Annotated in this window: 25 protein-coding genes and 1 riboswitch; of the genes, 3 read left to right on the forward strand and 22 right to left on the reverse strand. The window is 37.8% G+C overall.

What is annotated here, in order from left to right:
- Positions 1-4: 4 nt before the first annotated feature.
- From sufU to QRE67_RS23410, 10 genes are all read right to left on the reverse strand, one after another.
- A complete protein-coding gene (sufU, locus tag QRE67_RS23365) occupies positions 5-436 on the reverse strand; it encodes a Fe-S cluster assembly sulfur transfer protein SufU (protein WP_286122540.1) in 432 nt (143 codons plus the stop codon).
- A complete protein-coding gene (gene sufS, locus QRE67_RS23370) occupies positions 426-1,646 on the reverse strand; it encodes a cysteine desulfurase SufS (RefSeq protein WP_286122541.1) in 1,221 nt (406 codons plus the stop codon). The genes sufU and sufS overlap by 11 nt, the downstream gene beginning before the upstream one ends.
- Positions 1,646-2,938 carry a Fe-S cluster assembly protein SufD gene (gene sufD / locus QRE67_RS23375; RefSeq protein ID WP_286122542.1) on the reverse strand — a complete coding sequence of 431 codons (1,293 nt, stop codon included), beginning with the start codon at positions 2,936-2,938 and terminating at the stop codon, positions 1,646-1,648. The genes sufS and sufD overlap by 1 nt, the downstream gene beginning before the upstream one ends.
- Positions 2,939-2,953: 15 nt before the next feature.
- The gene (gene sufC / locus QRE67_RS23380) at positions 2,954-3,739 is read right to left on the reverse strand and encodes a Fe-S cluster assembly ATPase SufC (RefSeq protein WP_286122543.1); all 786 of its coding nucleotides are present in this window, start codon (positions 3,737-3,739) and stop codon (positions 2,954-2,956) included.
- A gap of 238 nt (positions 3,740-3,977) precedes the next feature.
- Complete coding sequence (gene metQ / locus QRE67_RS23385; protein WP_286122544.1) at positions 3,978-4,784, reverse strand: methionine ABC transporter substrate-binding lipoprotein MetQ; 807 nt, start codon at positions 4,782-4,784, stop codon at positions 3,978-3,980.
- 37 nt (positions 4,785-4,821) lie between these two features.
- The gene (locus tag QRE67_RS23390; protein ID WP_286122545.1) at positions 4,822-5,487 is read right to left on the reverse strand and encodes a methionine ABC transporter permease; all 666 of its coding nucleotides are present in this window, start codon (positions 5,485-5,487) and stop codon (positions 4,822-4,824) included.
- Entirely contained in the window at positions 5,480-6,505 is a 1,026-nt protein-coding gene (locus QRE67_RS23395) for a methionine ABC transporter ATP-binding protein (protein ID WP_286122546.1), read from the reverse strand. Before QRE67_RS23395 ends, QRE67_RS23390 begins: the two co-directional genes overlap by 8 nt.
- A gap of 280 nt (positions 6,506-6,785) precedes the next feature.
- Positions 6,786-6,893: riboswitch (SAM riboswitch) on the reverse strand.
- A 125-nt stretch (positions 6,894-7,018) separates the two neighbouring features.
- Positions 7,019-7,363, reverse strand: a complete 345-nt coding sequence (locus QRE67_RS23400) for a hypothetical protein (RefSeq protein ID WP_286122547.1) — start codon at positions 7,361-7,363, stop codon at positions 7,019-7,021.
- Between the two features lie 153 nt (positions 7,364-7,516).
- On the reverse strand, positions 7,517-7,825 hold the full coding sequence (locus QRE67_RS23405) for a thioredoxin family protein (RefSeq protein WP_286122548.1): 309 nt from the start codon (positions 7,823-7,825) through the stop codon (positions 7,517-7,519).
- 3 nt (positions 7,826-7,828) lie between these two features.
- Complete coding sequence (locus tag QRE67_RS23410) at positions 7,829-8,173, reverse strand: toprim domain-containing protein (RefSeq protein WP_286122549.1); 345 nt, start codon at positions 8,171-8,173, stop codon at positions 7,829-7,831.
- 89 nt (positions 8,174-8,262) lie between these two features.
- On the opposite strand from QRE67_RS23410, the gene QRE67_RS23415 reads away from it, so the two are divergent.
- Entirely contained in the window at positions 8,263-8,574 is a 312-nt protein-coding gene (locus tag QRE67_RS23415; protein WP_286122550.1) for a hypothetical protein, read from the forward strand.
- 6 nt (positions 8,575-8,580) lie between these two features.
- Here QRE67_RS23415 and gcvH read toward each other — a convergent pair whose 3' ends face one another.
- The 3 genes from gcvH to QRE67_RS23430 all read right to left on the reverse strand — a co-directional run bounded on the left by gcvH (position 8,581) and on the right by QRE67_RS23430 (position 10,231).
- Positions 8,581-8,964: a glycine cleavage system protein GcvH gene (gene gcvH / locus QRE67_RS23420; protein ID WP_286122551.1), complete on the reverse strand. Its 384-nt coding sequence runs from the start codon at positions 8,962-8,964 to the stop codon at positions 8,581-8,583.
- A 41-nt stretch (positions 8,965-9,005) separates the two neighbouring features.
- On the reverse strand, positions 9,006-9,371 hold the full coding sequence (locus tag QRE67_RS23425; protein WP_286122552.1) for an arsenate reductase family protein: 366 nt from the start codon (positions 9,369-9,371) through the stop codon (positions 9,006-9,008).
- A 326-nt stretch (positions 9,372-9,697) separates the two neighbouring features.
- On the reverse strand, positions 9,698-10,231 hold the full coding sequence (locus QRE67_RS23430; RefSeq protein WP_286122553.1) for a hypothetical protein: 534 nt from the start codon (positions 10,229-10,231) through the stop codon (positions 9,698-9,700).
- Positions 10,232-10,372: 141 nt separating this feature from the next.
- Between QRE67_RS23430 and QRE67_RS23435 the strand changes: the two genes are divergently transcribed.
- Positions 10,373-11,026, forward strand: a complete 654-nt coding sequence (locus QRE67_RS23435) for a phosphatase PAP2 family protein (protein ID WP_286122554.1) — start codon at positions 10,373-10,375, stop codon at positions 11,024-11,026.
- 75 nt (positions 11,027-11,101) lie between these two features.
- Here the strand turns inward: QRE67_RS23435 and QRE67_RS23440 are convergent, their stop codons facing one another.
- The 9 genes from QRE67_RS23440 to QRE67_RS23480 form a co-directional block, all read right to left on the reverse strand.
- The gene (locus QRE67_RS23440; protein WP_286122555.1) at positions 11,102-12,115 is read right to left on the reverse strand and encodes a PTS sugar transporter subunit IIC; all 1,014 of its coding nucleotides are present in this window, start codon (positions 12,113-12,115) and stop codon (positions 11,102-11,104) included.
- Positions 12,116-12,135: 20 nt separating this feature from the next.
- A complete protein-coding gene (locus QRE67_RS23445; protein ID WP_483298693.1) occupies positions 12,136-13,086 on the reverse strand; it encodes an L-lactate dehydrogenase in 951 nt (316 codons plus the stop codon).
- Positions 13,087-13,344: 258 nt separating this feature from the next.
- Positions 13,345-13,593 (reverse strand): spore coat protein, encoded by a 249-nt coding sequence (locus QRE67_RS23450; RefSeq protein ID WP_286122556.1) that lies wholly within the window; start codon positions 13,591-13,593, stop codon positions 13,345-13,347.
- Between the two features lie 13 nt (positions 13,594-13,606).
- Positions 13,607-13,792, reverse strand: coding sequence for a hypothetical protein (locus tag QRE67_RS23455; RefSeq protein WP_286122557.1), 186 nt, complete (start codon positions 13,790-13,792; stop codon positions 13,607-13,609).
- A gap of 310 nt (positions 13,793-14,102) precedes the next feature.
- Positions 14,103-14,366 (reverse strand): hypothetical protein, encoded by a 264-nt coding sequence (locus QRE67_RS23460; protein ID WP_286122558.1) that lies wholly within the window; start codon positions 14,364-14,366, stop codon positions 14,103-14,105.
- A 177-nt stretch (positions 14,367-14,543) separates the two neighbouring features.
- Positions 14,544-14,738: a helix-turn-helix transcriptional regulator gene (locus QRE67_RS23465; RefSeq protein ID WP_286125364.1), complete on the reverse strand. Its 195-nt coding sequence runs from the start codon at positions 14,736-14,738 to the stop codon at positions 14,544-14,546.
- A 224-nt stretch (positions 14,739-14,962) separates the two neighbouring features.
- Positions 14,963-16,747: an acyl-CoA dehydrogenase FadE gene (locus tag QRE67_RS23470; protein WP_286122559.1), complete on the reverse strand. Its 1,785-nt coding sequence runs from the start codon at positions 16,745-16,747 to the stop codon at positions 14,963-14,965.
- Positions 16,748-16,968: 221 nt separating this feature from the next.
- Positions 16,969-18,144 carry an acetyl-CoA C-acetyltransferase gene (locus tag QRE67_RS23475; protein ID WP_286122560.1) on the reverse strand — a complete coding sequence of 392 codons (1,176 nt, stop codon included), beginning with the start codon at positions 18,142-18,144 and terminating at the stop codon, positions 16,969-16,971.
- Positions 18,145-18,165: 21 nt separating this feature from the next.
- Positions 18,166-20,547 carry a 3-hydroxyacyl-CoA dehydrogenase/enoyl-CoA hydratase family protein gene (locus QRE67_RS23480; protein ID WP_286122561.1) on the reverse strand — a complete coding sequence of 794 codons (2,382 nt, stop codon included), beginning with the start codon at positions 20,545-20,547 and terminating at the stop codon, positions 18,166-18,168.
- A 240-nt stretch (positions 20,548-20,787) separates the two neighbouring features.
- Here QRE67_RS23480 and QRE67_RS23485 point away from each other — a divergent pair, with 240 nt between their 5' ends.
- Positions 20,788-20,934: a YuzL family protein gene (locus QRE67_RS23485; RefSeq protein WP_286122562.1), complete on the forward strand. Its 147-nt coding sequence runs from the start codon at positions 20,788-20,790 to the stop codon at positions 20,932-20,934.
- Positions 20,935-21,083: the final 149 nt, after the last annotated feature.

Genomic DNA, 21,083 nt, shown 5'->3' on the forward strand with positions numbered 1-21,083 from the left:
AACATTACTTATCTTCGTTTAAGCCTTTTTCTAACGCTTTCCAAGCTAATGTTGCACACTTGATACGTGCTGGAAACTTGCATACGCCTTGTAATGCTTCAATATCTCCTAAATCTACGCTGTCATCATACTCTTTTCCTAGCATCATATCAGAGAAAATTTTAGATAGCTTTAATGCTTCTTCAATTTTCTTTCCTTTTACTGCTTGCGTCATCATCGAAGCTGAAGACATTGAGATGGAACATCCTTCTCCTTCAAACTTCGCCTCTTGTACAATACCATCTTCTACTTTCATCGTAAGTTGAATACGATCACCACAAGTTGGATTGTTCAAGTTAACCGTAACACTATCTTCTAACACGCCATTGTTACGTGGATTTTTATAATGATCCATAATAACTTGACGATATAACGTATCTAAATTATTAAATGACATTTGTGAAATACTCCTTCGTTTTCATTAGCGCTTCAACAAATGTATCGATTTCTTCTTTTGTATTATATAAGTAGAAGCTTGCACGCGCTGTAGAAGAAGCTTTCAGCCACTTCATTAACGGCTGTGCACAGTGATGTCCGGCACGAACCGCGATACCTTCTACGTCTAATACTGTTGCAACATCATGCGGATGTACTTCGTCAATATTAAATGTAACAAGACCAGCACGATGCTTTGGACCATAAATTGTAACGCCATCTACTTCTGATAGTCTTTCTAAAGCGTACTGCGCTAATTCATGTTCGTGCTTTTCAATATTATCAAGACCGATTTCTTCTAGGAAATCAATTGCCGCTCCAAGACCGATTGCATTACCGATAATCGGTGTACCTGCTTCAAACTTCCACGGAAGCTCTTTCCATGTAGAATCTTGCAAGTCTACGAAATCGATCATTTCACCGCCAAATTCAATCGGCTCCATATTGTCAAGCAATTCCTTCTTACCATATAATACGCCGACACCTGTAGGCCCGCACATTTTATGAGCGGATAATGCGTAGAAATCACAGTTTAAATCTTGTACATCCACTTTCATATGCGGTGTACTTTGTGCACCATCAACGATCATAATTGCACCGTTCTGATGTGCGATTTCTGTAATTTCTTTTACAGGGTTAATCGTTCCAAGTACGTTAGAAACATACATGATGGAAACGATTTTTGTATTTGGCGTAATCGTTTGATAGGCGTCTTCTAATGAAATCGTTCCGTCCGGTTGAAGCGGAAGATATTTTAATGTTGCGCCTGTTTTCTTCGCAACTTGTTGCCACGGAATAATGTTACTATGATGCTCCATGTAAGAGATAACGATTTCATCGCCTTCTTTTACATTTTCCATACCATAGCTTGCTGCTACTGTATTTAATGCAGTTGTTGTTCCGCGCGTGAAAATAATCTCTTCCATAGATTTCGCATTAATAAACTTGCGAACTTTCTCGCGTGCGCCTTCATACGCATCGGTCGCTTTCGTACCGAGCGTATGAACACCACGATGTACGTTAGAGTTATATTCTTTATAGTAACGTTCTAACGTTTCAATAACTTGAATTGGTTTTTGAGAAGTTGCTGCACTATCGAAATATACAAGTTGTTTACCGTTCACCTTTTGATCAAGAATTGGAAACTGTTTGCGTATTTCATGAATATTCATTAGCGAACTTTCCTTTCAATTACCTCAACAAGCTGTGCTTTTACTCCTTCAATTGGAAGCTCATTTACTACAGGTGCTAAAAATCCATGGATGACTAAACGTTCTGCCTCTTGTTTCGGAATACCACGGCTCATTAAGTAGTATAGTTGCAATGGATCTACGCGACCTACAGAAGCTGCGTGCCCTGCCATTACATCATCTTCATCGATTAAAAGAATTGGGTTTGCATCCCCACGTGCTTTTTCATTTAACATAAGAACGCGAGAAGATTGTTGTGCATTTGATTTAGATGCACCGTGTTCAATCTTACCAATTCCGTTAAAGATAGATGTTGCACTATCCTTTTGTACACCATGTTTTAAGATAAAGCCTTCAGAGCTTTTACCGAAGTGAACAACTTTTGTTGTAAAGTTTTGTGTTTGGTTACCACGGCCAATTGTTACTGTTTTTGTATCAGCAAATGATCCGTCGCCCATTAAGTTCGTTACGTTCTCTGAAATTGTATTTCCGTCATTCATAAGGCCTAATGCCCATTCTAGACGGCCGTCGCGTCCTACTGTACCACGACGATTCACGTAAGTTGTTACGTCTTTCGCTAATAGATCAACCGCACCGAATTTCACTTGTGCACCTTGTTCTACGATTACTTCTGCCACGATATTTGCAATACCTGTAACAGTTTCATTCGCTACGTAGTTTTCTACATATGTTGCAGAACTGTTAGCATCCGCTACGAATAATACGTGGTTATATACGTTCGCTTCTTCGCCGTCTACTAAAAATACGGCTTGAAGTGGCGTTTCAAGAACAACGTTTTTCGGAACATATACGAATGCACCGCCGTTGATTAATGCAGCATGAAGTGCTGTTAAACGATGCTCATCCACTTTCACGCCGTCTTTCATTAAATACTTTTGTAAGAGTTCAGCATGCTCAGTTGCAGCTGTTACGATATCTGTAAAAATAACGCCTTTTTCTTTTGCTTCATCTGCTAAAGAAACGAATGCAGTTGTACCAGTGCGCCCTACAAGTACGCTATTATTTGTATCAATTAACTTTTTCACTGCTTCTGGGAGTTCCTCTAAAGAACTTACAGGCTCTTGCTTAGCAGTGTGGCCTTTTCCAACAAAATCCCATTTATCAATTTTTGTTTTATCAGGCTTTGGCATTGGAAGTTCAGTTGCTTGTGCAAGAGCTTGTAAGCGGAACTCAGTCAACCAAGCAGCTTCGTTTACTTCGCTTGCGCGCTGACGGATTGTTTCTTGATCGAAAGGTAATGTACCGATTGTCATGTTTATGCTCCTCTCTTACGCTTCTTGCTCTTCTGTTTCGTCTTCAATACCTAATTCTTTTTTAATCCAGTCATAACCTTCAGCTTCTAGACGTTGTGCAAGCTCAGGGCCACCAGATTTAACAACACGGCCGTTCATCATAACGTGAACATGGTCTGGCGTGATGTAGTTTAATAAACGTTGGTAATGCGTGATCATTAAGCAACCGAAATCTTCACCGCGCATTTGATTGATACCTTTAGATACAACTTTTAATGCATCAATATCAAGACCAGAGTCAATTTCATCTAAGATTGCAATTTTTGGCTCAATCATCATTAATTGAAGAATTTCGTTACGTTTTTTCTCACCGCCAGAGAAACCTTCGTTCAAGTAACGTTGTGCCATTTCTGGATCCATTTCTAGGAATTCCATGTTTTTATCTAATGTACGGATAAATTTCATAAGAGAAATTTCTTCGCCTTCTTCGCGACGTGCATTAATCGCAGAACGTAAGAAGTCAGCGTTTGTTACTCCGCTAATTTCGCTTGGATATTGCATTGCTAGGAATAGACCAGCTTGTGCACGCTCATCTACTTCCATTTCTAATACATCTTCACCGTCAATGATGATGCTACCTTGTGTTACTTCATATTTTGGGTGACCCATAATTGCAGAAGATAAAGTTGATTTACCTGTTCCGTTAGGTCCCATGATTGCGTGGATTTCTCCACCTTTCACTTCAAGGTTTACACCCTTTAAAATTTCTTTACCGTCGATTGATACATGTAAGTCTTTAACCGTTAATGTAGAACCAGCCATCTCAATACCTCCAATAATCCTCTATATACATTTTAAAAATTCCTAAAACGTTCACATTCTCATTTTATTCTCATTCTAATTTTATATCAAATAAAATGATATCGCAAACCCTAAGAAAAAGTAACCATTTTTTCACAAATATATATAGCATTCTCTCTCACATTCTATTATGATACACCTTTCTTCTTATTTATATAAAGAAAAAAGGGCTAGCATTTGCCAGCCCTTTCCTTACACATTATTCTTTTACAGGAATAACTGCCCCTTTATATTCTTTGTTAATAAAGTCTTCGATTTCTTTAGAATGCAACACTTCTACAAGTGCTTTAATTTCCTTCTTATCTTTATCACCTTTACGAACTACTAATACGTTTGTATATGGAGAATCGTTGCCTTCAATTGCGATTGCATCTTTTTCTGGATTTAATTTTGCATCAATTGCGTAGTTAGAGTTAATTAAAACAGCATCGCCTTCTTTGTTGTTATACACTTGTGGTAATAGACCAGGCTCAATATCTGTTTTGAATTTCAGATTTTTTGGGTTTTCTGCGATATCTTTTACAGTTGCTTTTACAGGTTCTACACCATCTTTAATTTTCAAAATACCTTCTTTTTGTAAGATCGCTAAACCACGTCCATGGTCAGTAATAGAGTTACTCATAATAATTGTTGCTCCATCTGGAAGGTCTTTTAAACTTTTATACTTTTGAGAATACACACCGATTGGTTCTAAATGAACTTTACTCGCTATTTCAAACTTATAACCTTTATCTTTCATTTCTTTCTCTAAGTACGGAATGTGTTGGAAATAGTTTGCATCTATATCTTTATCCGCTAATGATTTATTCGGTAATACGTAATCTTGGAATTTTTTAATTTCTAATTTTACACCTTTTTTCTCAAGTAACGGTTTTGCCTTTTCTAAAATGACAGCGTGCGGCACGTTTGAAGCCCCGACAACAAGCTTATCTTCACTTTTTCCTCCACAAGCAGCTAACCCAAAAATTGACGTTGTAATAAGTGCTGTAAGTAATAATTTTTTCATGTTATAAACACCCTTTCCTTTTTTTATAAAAAATGTTTTATCGTTTATCAATTCGATTTGTTATAGAATCACCAATCCATTGAATAAGGAAAACAACTAGTAGGACACAAACTGTCGCAACGATTGTCACGTCATTATTCCCGCGCTGGAATCCTTCTAAATAAGCAAGTGTACCAAGCCCTCCGGCACCAACAACGCCTGCCATTGCTGTATAACCAACGAGAGCAATCGTCGTAACGGTAATACCGGAAACAAGTGCTGGCAATGATTCTGGTATAAATACTTTCCAAATAATTGTGCTCGTTTTTGCTCCCATCGCTTTTGAAGCTTCAATAACTCCTTTGTCAATTTCACGAAGGGCAATTTCAACCATTCTTGCATAGAACGGTGCTGCCCCAATAATTAAGGCTGGTAGTGCTGCACTCGCCCCAAGAATTGTTCCAAGAATAAGCTTTGTGAATGGAATAAGTAAAATAATTAAAATGATAAACGGGATAGAACGAAAAATATTTACAAACGCTCCAATTACAGAATTAACTGTTTTGTTTTCCCATAAATTATCTTTGGATGTCATAAAGAGCAACAACCCAAGAATGAGGCCAAATATAAATGTTGCTATTGCGGCAATTGCCGTCATGTATACAGTTTCTCCAATCGCTTGAATCATTGCATCCCAATCAATATTTTGAAAGAACTTATCCATGTGCAATCACCTCTAGCTCTACGTGTTGTTGTCTAATCCCTTTGATTGCTTGTTGAACTGCTGCGTCATCCCCATTCAAATGAACGATTAAATTCCCATACGATCCATTTGTCGTTTGTGCAATATTCCCTTGTAATACGCTAACTTCTATATCCTCATGTCTCATTAATCGCTGTAATACAGGTTGTTCTACTGACTCACCGATAAACTGTAAACGAATGACTTTTCCATCTGGATATTTGTCCAATAAGCTTTCAATTGTTTCATTTGTGTCTTCCGAATCCGTTAATTGCTTTACAAATCGCTTTGTAATTTCTTGCTTTGGATCACGGAATACCTCAAGTACACTACCGCTTTCAACAATTTTTCCTTTTTCCATTACCGCAACGCGATGACAAATTTTTCGAATGACATGCATTTCATGTGTAATCAATACGATTGTTAAGCCAAGGCGTTTATTAATATCTAATAATAAGTCTAGAATTTGATCTGTTGTTTCTGGATCAAGTGCAGATGTTGCTTCATCACATAGCAGTACTTTTGGATCATTCGCTAATGCTCTGGCAATACCCACGCGCTGCTTTTGACCACCACTTAATTGAGATGGATAAGCATCTTCCCTGCCTTCTAATCCGACAAGACCAATTAACTCATCAACACGCTTTTTACGCTTCTCTTTTTCCACTCCTGCAATTTCAAGTGGAAAAGCAATATTTTCGCGCACAGTCCGTGACCAAAGTAAGTTAAAGTGTTGAAAAATCATTCCGATTTCTTGTCTAGCCTTTCGAAGCTCATTCCCTGTAATAGCAGAAATAACACGGTCAGCTATTGTAATTTGACCCGAAGTTGGTTTCTCTAATTGATTAAACAATCGAATTAAAGAACTTTTTCCGGCACCACTATATCCGATAACACCAAAAATTTCACCTTTTTCTATTTTTAAATTGGCGTCATCTACAGCAGTTACATCACCACTTTTTGATTTATATATTTTCTTTACGTTCTCCAATAAAATCATGTTGTTTCACCCCTTTTTGTTTAAAAAGCGTAAGCAACTCGTTCAGAATGTGAGGGGGATGGAGCTTCTGACGTAGAGGCGCTTTTTGCCTCGTAGGAAGAAGCGCAGCCACCGAACATTCTAGCTGCTAAAGCTGGATTCCTTACAAAGCGTAAGCGGCTTTCTGTCTCTGAAAAGCTTTCTCTGTTACCGAATGTCCTCCTCATTCAGACAACAAAAAAACCTTTCTGCTTTTAGAATGAGCAGAAAGGTTTACATGTATATATACCATTATCCTTTCCTCTCATCTTTCAAAGCATTCGCTTTGCAGGAATTGGCACCATTTCAACATAAGTTGACGGTTGCCGGGTTTCATCGGGCTCAGTCCCTCCACCTCTCTTGATAAGAGAAATCAGATTCAAATTTCGTCTGATTTGTAATTTATGAAATTGTCTTTATTTTATGAAATGAATTGTATCAATATACGAATTGTATGTCAACAGGAATTTTTGGAAAAAATGAAACTTCTGAATATTAAGCACCTACTCGTAATGGCTTACATATATGAAATACGGATTCTAATAATAACATTGTGCGATACGTTCCATTATATTGAACACGTCCGCTGTGCAACAGCGTTTGTAATCTTACGTTTCCAGTCACTAACCGTCGTAAGTCTTCTTCATAAAAACAAACGACCTGTTCTGTTCCCATTGCCCCTTTCAAGACTTGTATGTATTCTCTTGAAATTTGGAGCGAATAACATTCATCATGAAGCGTAAAACTAATTGTTTTTTCACCTTGTCGAAGCAGGGGCTCCAGATGATACTGGGCATTAGCATATGTTACAAATGATTGAAGCAACGAATATAATTTCATTCCAATCACATCCTTCACATCACTTTCTACCTAATACCATTCCACCCTGATCAAAAGCAATCCTGTTACTTTTTCTCGACAAATATTGGATAACTTCCACTTCTCTAGTTATATTTCCCCAGAAATATGTCGAGGCGGCAATATTATTGCCGCCTATTGTAATTCTGTATATAAATATTCAACCGAATGAAACGCATATATTTTCTTTATCAGTATCCCCTGTTCAAATACAAGTAAGCAAGGTACACTTTCTATTGCATATTCCCGTGCCAAATATGGAGCATAATTTAAATCTAGCATTCCAATTTTCAAATCAGATATGGCAGCTTCTACAACTGTTAACATCTTTTTTGCTAATTGGCATGTTCCACACATTGGTGTATACACATACAACACTGTTCTTTCTTGGTCTGCTATTAGAGCTACAGCTTCATCACCTGTCCAGTCAATCACTTCTATCATTCCTTACCGTAAATATTCTGTGTAAACGTCAATGTCAGCGCCCCATAATACGTTCGCTAAATGATTAGAAGGAGCAGTCGCTACTTCACGATACGAACGATCAATGTATATATGTTCTGCTTGCGGAAATTCTCGGCGAAACTGCTTTCTAAGCTTTTCACCAGCATCATCTGCATCAACCAAAACATACACTTCTTTATCAAAAAACTGATCAATGAATTCATCCATTTTCGACAAACCAATTGTACCATTTGTACAAACAATTTCCACCGGTTCACGAATAATAGATTCAATCTTTCTTCTATCTGACTTACCTTCGACAATAATGACTTTTTCTACATAGACCATTTGTCATCACCCGATCACCATAAACTATAATACAACCTTACCTTAGTATATAGTATATTCGTTCTTTTCATGTTGTTTCCTGTTTATTTTTGCGAAGAAATGCGGAAGCGGCTCGTTTAGAACAAGAGGGCGTTGGAACTCCTGACATAGAGGCGCACTTTGCCTCGCAGGAAGGAGTGAAACGACCGACTGTTCTTGCCGCTGGAACTGGACATCAAAGAAAAGCGGAGCCGACTGTTCAGCCTCGTTGGCTAAGGTTCTTTCACACAGAAGGCGCTTTTTGTCTTCTCGTGCGGAAGGTTCTTAGACATGAGAGGCTAAGACAAAGAAATGTGGAAGCGGCTGCTCGTTCTCCATACAAAATAAAAAGGACAGCGCATAGGCTGTCCTTTTTATTTTGACTAGAATTAGTCTTGGTTTGTCATTTCTGCGTATTGTTCTGCAGTTAATAACTCTTCTACTTGACCTGCATCAGAAAGCTCAATTTTAACCATCCATGCACCTTCGTATGGAGATTCGTTAACAAGCTCTGGTTGGTCGCTTAGATTTTCGTTTACTGCTACAACTTTACCACTTACAGGTGCGTATAATTCAGAAACTGTTTTAACAGATTCTACACTTCCGAATGGCTCGTCAGCTTCAATTGTTGCACCAACTTCAGGAAGTTCTACGAATACGATATCGCCTAACTCACTTTGTGCGAAATGAGTAATACCGATAACAACTTGGTTGCCTTCAGTTTTTACCCATTCGTGTTCTTCAGAGTAACGTAAATGATTTGGAATGCTCATGACTGTACCTCCACTGAATGTATTAATTATGTAAAAATACCTTATTGGTACTTTTTCCACACGCTTTCAAATTGCTCTTCATTAAAACCAAGTGTTACATCATTTCCAGCTGTTACAATTGGACGTTTGATCAACATGCCATCAGATGCTAAAAGCTCAAACATTTCGTCCTCACTCGCATCCTTTAACTTATCTTTTAAGCCAAGCTCGCGGTAACGCATTCCACTTGTATTAAAGAATTTTTTTAATGGCAATTCACTTTTCGCATGTAAATTACGTAAATCTTCTTTTGACGGTGGATTTTCAACAATATGAATCATCTCATATGCTACATCGTTTGCCTCAAACCATTTCTTTGCTTTTTGACATGTGCCACACTTTGGATATGAATAAAATGTTACTGTCATAAATTCACCTACTTTTTACTAACCTTTACCTTTATCATATAGAAAATAGTTTATTATTTCAAACGATTCTTCTCCGAACTTTAACTTATTTCGCGACAACTCTCTTATATCCTGCAAATTTTTCTTATTTTTCCGCCATTTTTAGACGGATAAGGATCATAAAAATATATAAATTTTTTCTCACTTGATTCAATTTGTACACTTTACACCGAACATATCTCTTAAACAAACGTTTATTTAACCTGAACGATTCAGCAACAAGATGAGATTTAGATTTAGCGCGAAAATCCTGAATAAAAAATAGGAAGCCCCAAACCTAGAGCTTCTCATTGTTTACTCAAATAATCTGCAATCGTTTGAAACACGTATATATACATATTATGAAGACTTTGCTCCGAAATCGTATCATTGTATAAACCAGTGCCCCAAAACTGTCCTTCACCATTTTCCAAATTTACAAACCCTTGTGTATACATCATTGCCTTATCTGCCTGGGCATTGTTATAGTCTAAATCTTTTTCTATAAAAATCGTATATGGCTTATCCTTTAGACCAATAAAAAATACTGGCTTTTTTAGCGTTAAAAATAGATCTGTATATTTGTCTTCTGATGCTGGCTCAAAATACTCTTTCATAACGAGAAATCCATCGACTTCCCCAGATTTCTCCTTCATTTCATCTAACTTTACCTGTACAAACTTTATATTTCTAAACGTGTCATTAGGTGGTTCACCGATAACCCCAATCTTTAGTGCTCTTCCGTTATATTCTAAAACAGATGCCTCATCCTTTTTCTCTGCACATCCAGCTACTCCTAGACATAGCAATATAAGAAACAACAAACTAAATGAACGTTTCATCCCTAATCCCCCCATTACAAGTCAAGTGACAAAGATGTAAGGTAAATCCAGAAAAATGTAAGTAAAATCGATAGCCCATTTTGAGTTTCTATATTATAATCAACTGGATTTGCTTACATTACTAAAACATAGGAGATCATCATGAAAAAATATAAACTTTCATCTCTTCTTCCATTAAGTTATATACTTCTACTCGTACTCGTAAGTCCCCTTTACGATGTACTCAATAAATCTGACACTCCTGCTGTTGATGTCACAACAATAGTCGATAATTGGATTCCGTTTGTAAAAGTATTTATTATTCCGTATTTACTTTGGTTTCCCTACTTATACGGTGCTTTAATTTACTATTGTTTTGCTGATCGCAAGCAATATTACGTTACACTAAGCAGTGTCATTCTTGGAAAACTTACGTGCTTTTCAATTTATTACATGTGGCAAACGACAGTACCTCGTCCAGAAGTAGTAGGAACAGATGTGTTCTCAAACTTAGTTCGCTATATTTATAGTATTGATCAACCCGTAAATTGTTTTCCGAGTATTCACGTCTTAACAACATTTGTAATTATGTTAGCCGCTTATAAGCGAAGAGAACAGCACAGATGGGAATATTGGATTCTTACTTTCTTTGGTTCACTCATCATTTTATCGACGTTGCTCACAAAACAGCACGCCTTTCTAGACGCTGTTTCAGGAATCGCCGTTGCCAGCACACTATACTTTGGCGTACAACTAATACTAGCAAATCGACAAGAAACTGTTACGATTCCCGCTGGTCAGCAATATAAAATGTAACAAAAAAGCAGACTGTAGCTTCTTCAGTCTGCTTTTTTCTATATGAAGGAGATTTTCAATATAAGGAAGTCTTAATTAAGATTGCGGTACAGTCATGTCGCCAGATTTAATACGACCTGCTTTTCGTAGTACCATATAAAGGATATAAGAAACAGCTACCGGGATTACGATATAAGTAATGACCATTGCCGGTACAACGCCGAATCCTTGGCTGGAAATTAAATTAATTGGTGCAATGAGAGAACTTAATCCAAGACCTGCAATTTCTTTACCTGCTTCCAATTGGAAGATCAGTGCCGATACAGGGCCAACTATTGCGCTGGCAACGACAGTTGGGACGAGAATCATTGGATTTTTAGTAATGTTCGGCAACTGTACTTTTGGAGTACAAAGTGCTTGTGCTAAAATACCACCTAAGTTGTTTTCTTTAGCGGAGATAACAGAGAATCCAATAAATTGGGCTACACATCCTGCAAGTGCTGCACCACCTGCAACACCGTCTAGGCTAAGTGCAATTGCTAAAGCCGCTGATGACGCTGGAGAAATTAGTAATAGTCCCCAAACAACCGCAAGTACGATGGAAGCGATAAATGGACTACCTGCTGAGCTATCTTTAATAAATGCTCCGATTGCATTTAATACAGGGCTAATATTTTGAGATAACCAAATACCGACTACACCTGAACCTAATATTGCTGCAAACGGAACAAGCATCATATCTAAAGCAGTTTTTCCACTTAATCGTTTACCGATATAAACTGCTAAAGTTGCTGTTAATAATGCTCCGATTGGCTCACCAGTTTTAATGATTAGACCAGCTTCAGTAATCGAAATTGATCCAGCTCCAATCGCTCCTGCAACCATTGCTGAGAAAATGACGAGTCCATTTGCTCCAAGCATAAAAGCAATTCCTGCTCCAATTGCTGGTGCCATCAGTGATTTCGCCACAACTCCGATTGTAATTAACATCGGGATATCAACGATTCTTCCTATATTTTCTATCAGCAAACCAATTCCGAGGGATACGAAAATCCCTTGTGCAATTCCGGCAGATCCTTTGAATATACGAGACATGATATATTCCTTCATCTGTTTCACCTTCTCCTATTTTAGTAACCGATTGTTTTCATGTAGTCACGTAAAATATCATTTGATTTTGCAAATCGGCTTTCTTCAGCTTCTGATAAGTTCAGTTCAACAACTTCTTTCACGCCATCTCTTGTAATAATTCCTGGCACACCTGTACAAATATCATATTCACCATATTCACCATCTAGGATTGCTGAAACGGCAATCACGCGGTGATCATCATTAAAGATAGATCTTGCAATATAAGCAAGTGAGTTACCAATGCCGTAATAAGTAGTTCCTTTACGCTTATAAATCTCCCAACCAGCTTTTGCAGTTTTTTCTACAATCTCATCAAAATCAAATTCACCAAAACGCTCTTTTTGCTCTTCTAAAATTTGCAAGATTGGTTTGCCGCCAACTGTTACATGAGACCAAGCAACCATTTGTGAATCACCATGCTCGCCCAAAGAATACCCATGGATACTACGAGGATCCACTTCAAGCATTTCAGATAAAATTGTAGTTAGACGGGAAGAATCTAATGATGTTCCAGTACCAATCACACGATTTCTTGGTAATCCAGATAATTTCCATACTTGATAAGTAATAATATCAACTGGATTAGATGCTAGTAAGAAAATCCCATTAAATCCACTTTCCATTACTCCTGATACAACACTTTCCATAATCTTTGCGCTTGCTCCTAAAGTGTCCAAACGACTTTGTCCTGGTTTTGGAGCTGGTCCGGCTGTAATAATAACAATGTCCATATCTTTACAGTCTTCATAAGTACCTGCGTATACTTTTGTTCTTGTATTTGTAAAATTAATGCAGTGCGATAAATCCATCGCTTCACCAACTGCCCGTTCATGATTTATATCAATTAATGCTAATTCTTCACAAATACCTTGATTCACAATTGAATACGCACAGCTTGATCCAACTAACCCAGTACCAATAATTGCGATTTTTCTTGTGTTTCTATTCATAAGAATCTCCCCTATTTCATAATATAATCTTCGGTGTTGGTTATATTTCGTTTTATCTTTATATTCTTTATTATAAGGATTCTCACTATAGAAACCATGGATTCTTTGTGAATTATCGAACAAACTTTATGTACACTTTGTGAAGAAAGGATTCATACTTATGTCATATTTGTTACTTCAAAAAAAATACCGTATATATTGCTCTTGACACACAAAAAACGAGTACCACTTATGATCGCAGTACTCGTTTTCACATGATTATTGTGTGCTTAGTTGACTTTTCAGTTGCTGTACTACCGTTGGATTGGCAGGGGCAGCTGGTTGATAATATCCCTTTTGCAATGCATATTTATATACGTTACGTTGTCTTGTTTCATCTTGATTGCGAATGTGAATCAGCGTTTGATGTAACTTTTCATCATTCGATTCTGCTATGTAATTCGCATAACTAGTCAAACTAGCATTTAATTCCGATAAATAATCGTTAACCATATCTTTTTCGTTCATATTCTACACCCTCCTAGCCTAAAAAGGACATTAATTGTTGTTTTGTATTTCTTGCAGCTTGCGCATCTTGCTGTAGCATTTGTTTCAATTGAGGATCTGTACACTGCTGCGCATACTGATCTAATTTGTTCGCAACTGTCGCATGTCCCCCAATAAGATGGCGTAAATTTTCAAACTCAAGCTCTGTTAAATTTGGCATAATAAAAACCTTCCTTTCTCTGTTCATTCACCATTTAGTATGTATTTCTTTTCGAATTGTATGCACCAAAAAGCTCTCTTCATGAAAATTGTGGAATGAAGTTTAAGCCTCTTCTACATTTTGAAATTTCTTTATATAGAAGTTTCTTGTTTCTACTTTCTACTAAATGTAAACTTTAATCAGTGGGGGTTTTCTTCATCCCCCCACTGATTATCAGCCCTCACCAATCGGGCTTTTACGGGCAGTTTATCTCCTACCTAAAAAGAAGAGTTTTATATCGGTTTTTTAATTTGTATTTATATATTTAAAATTAAACAACTCGTCGAATGCTAATAACATCTAAACTTGTAACATTAATATTTGCTGCATTATCAACCCAAATAAGAAATCCATTTTCTATACGAATAAAAACTCCTGTTCCATCAATCGTAGTTCCACCTGAAACGACTGCAATTCTATCCCCTTCTCTTAAACCATCCAATCTTCTCCCAGAATTACCCATTCTTTCTACCTCCTCAATTTTTCTTCTTTTACTTCTACATTCATTACATTCGCATCTTTCTTCAAAGGACATTTAACACAACCCCTTTCCTAAAATTCTATTACTCTATATTCTATGAAACTAACAAATTAATTGATTAGACTTTCATCCACTATCAAATGTTTAATCAACTAATTTTATTAGTAAAAATCATTATTTTTAGTAGTTTGTACGGGCTTTTTTTCACCACTGTTAGGATTATTACTATCATCATTCTATTTCTCCCTCTATCGTATATTGAAAGACTTCATGAAACTCCTTACCAAAAACATAGGCAATTTCAAAAGCTAAAATGAGAGACGGGTTGTATCGATTTGCTTCAATAGAAGTAATGGTTTGTTTGCTAACGCCCATGCGGTTTGCTAATTCTGTTTGCGACCAACGTTTCTCCGCTCGAATCACAATGAGATTATTTAATAAAGTGAAACTTTAATCAGTGGGGATTTTCTTCATCCCCCACCTATCTTCTTTGATTTCCTTAGAATCTTGAGGTGGGGGTCTTACTGCCCGTTAATGCGGGATAAAGTTCTCCTCTGATTCATAGCCACCTCTATTTTTGTGTTTTTTCCATATTTTCACATAACAAAAAAACAGTAGTCACAAACGTGACTACTGTTTTTTATTACTTATTAAACTGTATAACGCTCATCCTCTAACACTTTCGCTGCAATTTCACGCTTCTTCGGAATTACGTTAAGCGGTGTATGACGTGTAAATTTACGAAGTGCTGATAACATCATGCGCAGCATATCACCATTTTCCACAGCGATAATTGTTTCTTTCGCATGTGCTTCAATTTCGTTGAACGCTTCTTGACAGAATACTTCTGTGTATAGAACCTTTTGCTTATTCTTTTCAAGGCCTGTTGCTTTGATTGCTTTTTCTGTACGAAGAACCGCAGATTCCATTGCATATAAGTTGCTCACGATATCAGCAATGTTGACAAGAACTTCTTGTTCTTTATCTAAACCTTTACCGTATTTTTGAACCGCTAATCCAGCTACCATTAAGCCGATTTTCTTCGCGTTATTTACTAAATATTTTTGAAGTGCTAATGGCTCATCGCCCACTTCTTCTGGCATCATCATCATTAATTCTTCTTGTAATTTTTGTGCTTTTTGAAGAAGTGGTAATTCACCTTTCATTGCTTTACGTAAGAATGTGCCTGGTACGATTAAACGGTTAATTTCATTCGTACCTTCAAAAATACGGTTAATACGAGAATCGCGGTACATTCTTTCAATCTCGTATTCTGCCATAAATCCGTAACCACCATGAATTTGCACACCCTCATCCACAACATAGTCTAACACTTCAGAACCAAATACTTTATTTAAAGAGCACTCAATTGCATATTCAGCAATGGAAGCAGCTACAGCTTTGCCGTCTTTGATTTGCTCTTCTGTTAATGTACTCATATGGCTTTCAAATAAACCAACTGTACGATATACAGAGCTTTCTGCCGCATAAATTTTCGCTGCCATATTCGCTAATTTTTCTTGAATTAATGGGAAGCGAGCGATTGGTTGCTTAAATTGTTGACGTTGATTTGCGTACTGTGCCGAAATTTCTAATGCACGTTTTGAAGAACCAACTGTTCCAACACCTAATTTATAACGGCCGATATTTAAAATGTTAAAGGCAATAACATGGCCTTTGCCAATTTCACCAAGTACATTTTCTTTTGGAATTAATGCATCTTCTAAGATTAACGTACGAGTAGAAGAACATTTAATACCCATTTTCTTTTCTTCAGGGCTTGTAGATACGCCTGGGTATTCTTTCTCGACAATAAACGCTGTGAAGTGCTCCCCATCAACTTTAGCGTATACAATGAATACATCAGCGAAAGCAGAGTTTGTAATCCATTGTTTTTCACCGTTTAACACATAATGCGTGCCTTCTGCATTTAGGCGTGCAGTCGTTCTTGCACCTAATGCATCAGATCCAGATCCCGGCTCAGTTAATGCGTATGCAGCTAATTTTTCACCTGTTGCCAATAGCGGTAAATATTGTTTCTTTTGCTCTTCATTACCGAATAACACGATTGGTAATGAGCCGATACCAACATGAGCACCGTGTGTAATTGCAAAGCCGCCAGCACGAGAGAATTTCTCTGCAATTAATGCAGAGCTAACTTTATCAAGACCAATTCCGCCATATTCTTCTGGTACATCAGCACCTAATAGGCCAAGTTCACCTGCTTCTTTTAATAAACGAACAGAGCGATCAAACTCGTGTTTCTCTAAATATTCAAGTTCTGGCAGAACTTCGTTTACGATAAAGTCCTCTGTCGTTTTTGCAATCATTTTATGCTCAGCTGAAAAATCTTCCGGCGTAAACACTTGATCAATTGTAATATCATCAACTAAAAAGCTACCACCTTTTACTGCGCTTCCTACTGTTTTTTCCATGAAAATTTCCTCCTCCATATTTTCATAAGCCAGCTTCTCTCGTTTCAAGAGAAGCTGGCTCTCCCTTTATTTTTTATACCCTTTAGTCGCTTCCACTTTTTATTTTTCTAGTTCCAGCGGCTAGAATGCTCGGTGGCTTCGCTTCTTCCTTCGAGGCAAAAGACCGCCTCTGCGTCAGAAGCTCCATCCCCCTCACATTCTAAACGAGCCGCTTCCACTTTTTATAGTAATTCGAACACGCCCGCTGCTCCCATTCCGCCGCCGATACACATTGTAACGATACCGAATTGTTGATTGCGGCGTTTCATCTCGTGAATAAGAGTTAATGTTAGTTTCGCTCCTGTACAGCCAAGTGGATGCCCAAGTGCGATTGCACCGCCGTTTACATTTACCTTTTCTTCGTCTAAGCCAAGTTCACGAATAACTTGGATAGATTGAGATGCGAATGCTTCATTTAACTCAAATAAGCCGATGTCAGATAGTTCAAGCCCAGCTAATTTTAGCGCCTTTGGAATCGCTGCAATTGGCCCAATTCCCATTACTTCTGGTGGTACACCAGCTACTGCAAAGGAGCGGAATTTTGCAAGTGGCTGCATGCCATCGCTTACTGCTTTTTCACGATCCATAAGAAGTACGGATGCTGCACCATCACTCATTTGTGAAGAGTTACCAGCTGTTACAGAACCGCGAACGTTAAATGCTGGACGTAATTTCCCAAGGACATCTAATGTCGTATCTGCTCTTACCCCTTCATCTTGTGAGAAGATGATTGTTTCTTCTTGTATTTTATTATTCGCTGAAACAGTGCGTAGCGTTACATCTACAGGTACTGTTTCGTCAGCAAATTTCCCTTCAGCTAATGCTTTCGCTGCACGCTGATGACTCCTTACCGCAAATGCATCTTGCTCTTCACGGGAAATGCCATATTTAACAGCGACTTGTTCCGCTGTATGCCCCATACCCATATAGTATTCCGGAGCCCCTTCTACAAGGCGGCTATTCGGACGAACGACGTGACCCATCATTGGTACTAAACTCATAGATTCTGCTCCACCAGATAATACTGCTTCAGAGTGACCGAGCATAATGCGCTCTGCACCGTAAGCAATACTTTGTAACCCAGAAGAACAGTAACGGTTAATTGTAATCGCTGGAACATCGTAAGAAAGTCCTGCTAATCCGCCGATATTACGCGCCATATTTAATCCTTGTTCCGCTTCTGGCATCGCACAACCAAAAATCAAATCATCAATTGGTCCTTCATAGTTATTCGCACGTTTTAACGTTTCTTTTACTACTAATGCTCCTAAATCATCAGGACGAACTGTTTTTAATGAACCTCTCTTTGCTTTCCCAATTGGCGTTCTTGCTCCCGCAACAATGACAGCTTCTCTCATGAACGATATCTCCCCTCGTTATTAGTTACGTAATGGCTTTCCTTTTACAAGCATGTGCTGCATTCTTGCTTGTGATTTCATCTCACTTACTAAACTGATAAATGCTTCACGTTCCACATCTAATAAATACTGCTCATCAACTTCTGTTCCATACGGTACTTTTCCACCAGCAATGACATATGCGAGTTTTTTCGCAATGTGTAAGTCATGTTCGGAAATGTAACCAGATAGATGCATTGCCTCTGCTCCAAGTAAAAGCGTTGCATATCCTGTTTCACCGACAACTGGTACCTTTTTACGAATTGGCGCTTTATAACCCGCTTCATATAAAGCAAGTGCTTTTTGTTTTGCATCATATAGTAAGTGATCACCATTCACACTAATACCATCTTTATCGCCTAAGAAGTTACGAGAAACAGCTTCTTGCGCTGATGTAGATACTTTCGCCATTGCGACTGATTCGAACACTTTATTCGCAACCTTTTGCAGATCAAACTCTACACCGTTTGCCATCTTGTTGAGATGTTTAATATATAGCTCTTTATTACCGCCACCGCCAGGGATTAAACCAACGCCAACTTCTACTAATCCCATATACGTTTCGCTAGAAGCTTGAATGCTAGCTGCTGGTAAACAAACTTCTGTACCGCCGCCAAGCGTCATGCCATATGGTGCTGCTACAACTGGCTTAGAGCTGTACTTAATTTTCATCATTGCGTCTTGGAAGTTTTTCACGACCCACTCAATTTCAAAGTAGTTATCATCTTGTGCTTCCATTAAAATCATCGCAAGGTTTGCACCAACGCAGAAGTTCTTCGATTGATTTCCAATAACAAGCCCTTTATAATTTTTCTCAACTTCATCGACAGCGTAATTAATCATTTGCGTAATATCCATACCAATTGCATTGCTCTTTGAATGGAACTCTAGGCAAAGAATGCCGTCTCCTAAATCAATAAGACTTGCGCCACTATTTTTCTTTAACACGCCATTTTTCTCTTTTAGTTGTTTAAGCGAAATTGCTTTTTTATTGCGCTGGGTAAGTTTATATTCACCGTTATCGTAGTAATAGCTTTCACCATTATCATGTTTATAGAAAGAACTAAAGCCTTTCTCTAACATGTCTTTTACCCACACCGGAACAACTTGGCCGTTCTCTTCCATCTTCTGAACGGATTTTTGAACACCGATTGCATCCCAAATTTCAAACGGTCCTTGCTCCCAGCCAAATCCCCACTTCATCGCTTGGTCAATTGCGACAATATCATCTGCAATTTCTTTATGAAGCTTCGCTGAGTATAGAAGAGTTGGAGTGATAATGTTCCATAATAATTCTCCTGCACGATCTTTCGCATATACAAGCGCTTTCAATTTGTTCGATAATCCTTTTTCTTGCTTGCTTAACTCTACGGAAGCAGCTCTCAATTTTTTACGTGCTTCATATTCCATCGTTTCGGGATTCAATTCTAAAATTTCTTTTCCTTGTTTTAAGAAGAATCCTTGACCTGCTTTACTACCAAGCCATTTTTTGTCCAGCATATCATGCATGAAAGCTGGTACTTTAAATACATCACGTTCTTCTTCCTGTACATTTTCATATACATTATTCGCAACGTGAACGAATGTGTCTAAACCAACGACATCTAACGTGCGGAACGTTGCGCTCTTTGGACGGCCAATTAATGGACCCGTTACAGAATCAACTTCTCCAACGCTATAGCCACGTTTGATCATTTCTTGCAGCGTTACAAGTAGTCCGTACGTACCAATGCGGTTTCCAATAAAGTTTGGTGTGTCTTTTGCAGTAACAACACCTTTTCCAAGTACATCTTCGCCAAATAATTTCATGAAATTTAACACTTGTGGATCTGTTTCTTTTGTCGGTATAATCTCTAGAAGTTTTAAATATCGTGGTGGGTTAAAAAAGTGCGTTCCTAGGAAATGCTTTTGGAAGTCATCTGAACGACCTTCTGCCATTTTTTCAACGGAAATGCCTGATGTATTTGAGCTCACAATAGAACCTGGTTTGCGAACAGCATCTACTTTTTCAAATAATTTCTTTTTAATTTCTAAGTTTTCAACAACAACCTCAATAATCCAATCTACATCAGCGAGGCGTTCCATATCATCTTCCATATTACCAGCTTCAATTAATGCCAGATTTTGTTTCACTGTAAGAGGAGCTGGTTTTTGCTTTAATAATTTTTGCAATGCTCCGTTACTAAAACGATTTCTTACACTTTTATGTTCTAACGTAAGTCCCTTCGCTTCCTCTTCTTTTGTAAGCGATGGTGGTACAATATCAAGCAATAATGTTGGTATACCAATGTTGGCTAAATGTGCAGCAATTCCTGAACCCATTACGCCAGAACCGAGAACGGCAGCCTTTTTAATTTGGAACATCCACTTCTCCCCCTTATTCTTGAATGAATGCTCATTCAATTTTTCGACGTACATCGCAATCAATGAATGAGCCTCTACTAATAAATATATGATACTGTTTAAATTTTCGCAATATATTTAAAAATAAAATTTTCTGAAATAAATTATTTTCTTTACGTTTGGACATTCTATAATTGTGTATTTTCTTTAATAGAATACGCATTTTTCTTTTTAGAATTTGACGAAAACGGAGGAATATATATGGCAAGACTTAAGAAAGACCCTTCAAAAGCAGGTGTTAGTGCTGCTAGCGTAACAGGAAATGCAGGTCCAGTAGATCGCGGCATCGAAAAAGGTCGCCAAGGAAACAATCAACAATACAAAAAACAAAACATGGGTGAAAAATAACGCTATATGTTTGGGCAGGGAACGTGGCATAATGAATATTGGGCTGCTTCTCCTGCCCAATTTATTTTGTATACATAAAGTAAGATTGACCTCATTAAGGTTTTCTTTATCCTTTACTGATGGTTAGTTAACTGAAACAAAAGAGGTAA

The sequence above is a fragment of the Bacillus sp. DX3.1 genome, from assembly GCF_030292155.1.
Classification (GTDB): domain Bacteria; phylum Bacillota; class Bacilli; order Bacillales; family Bacillaceae_G; genus Bacillus_A.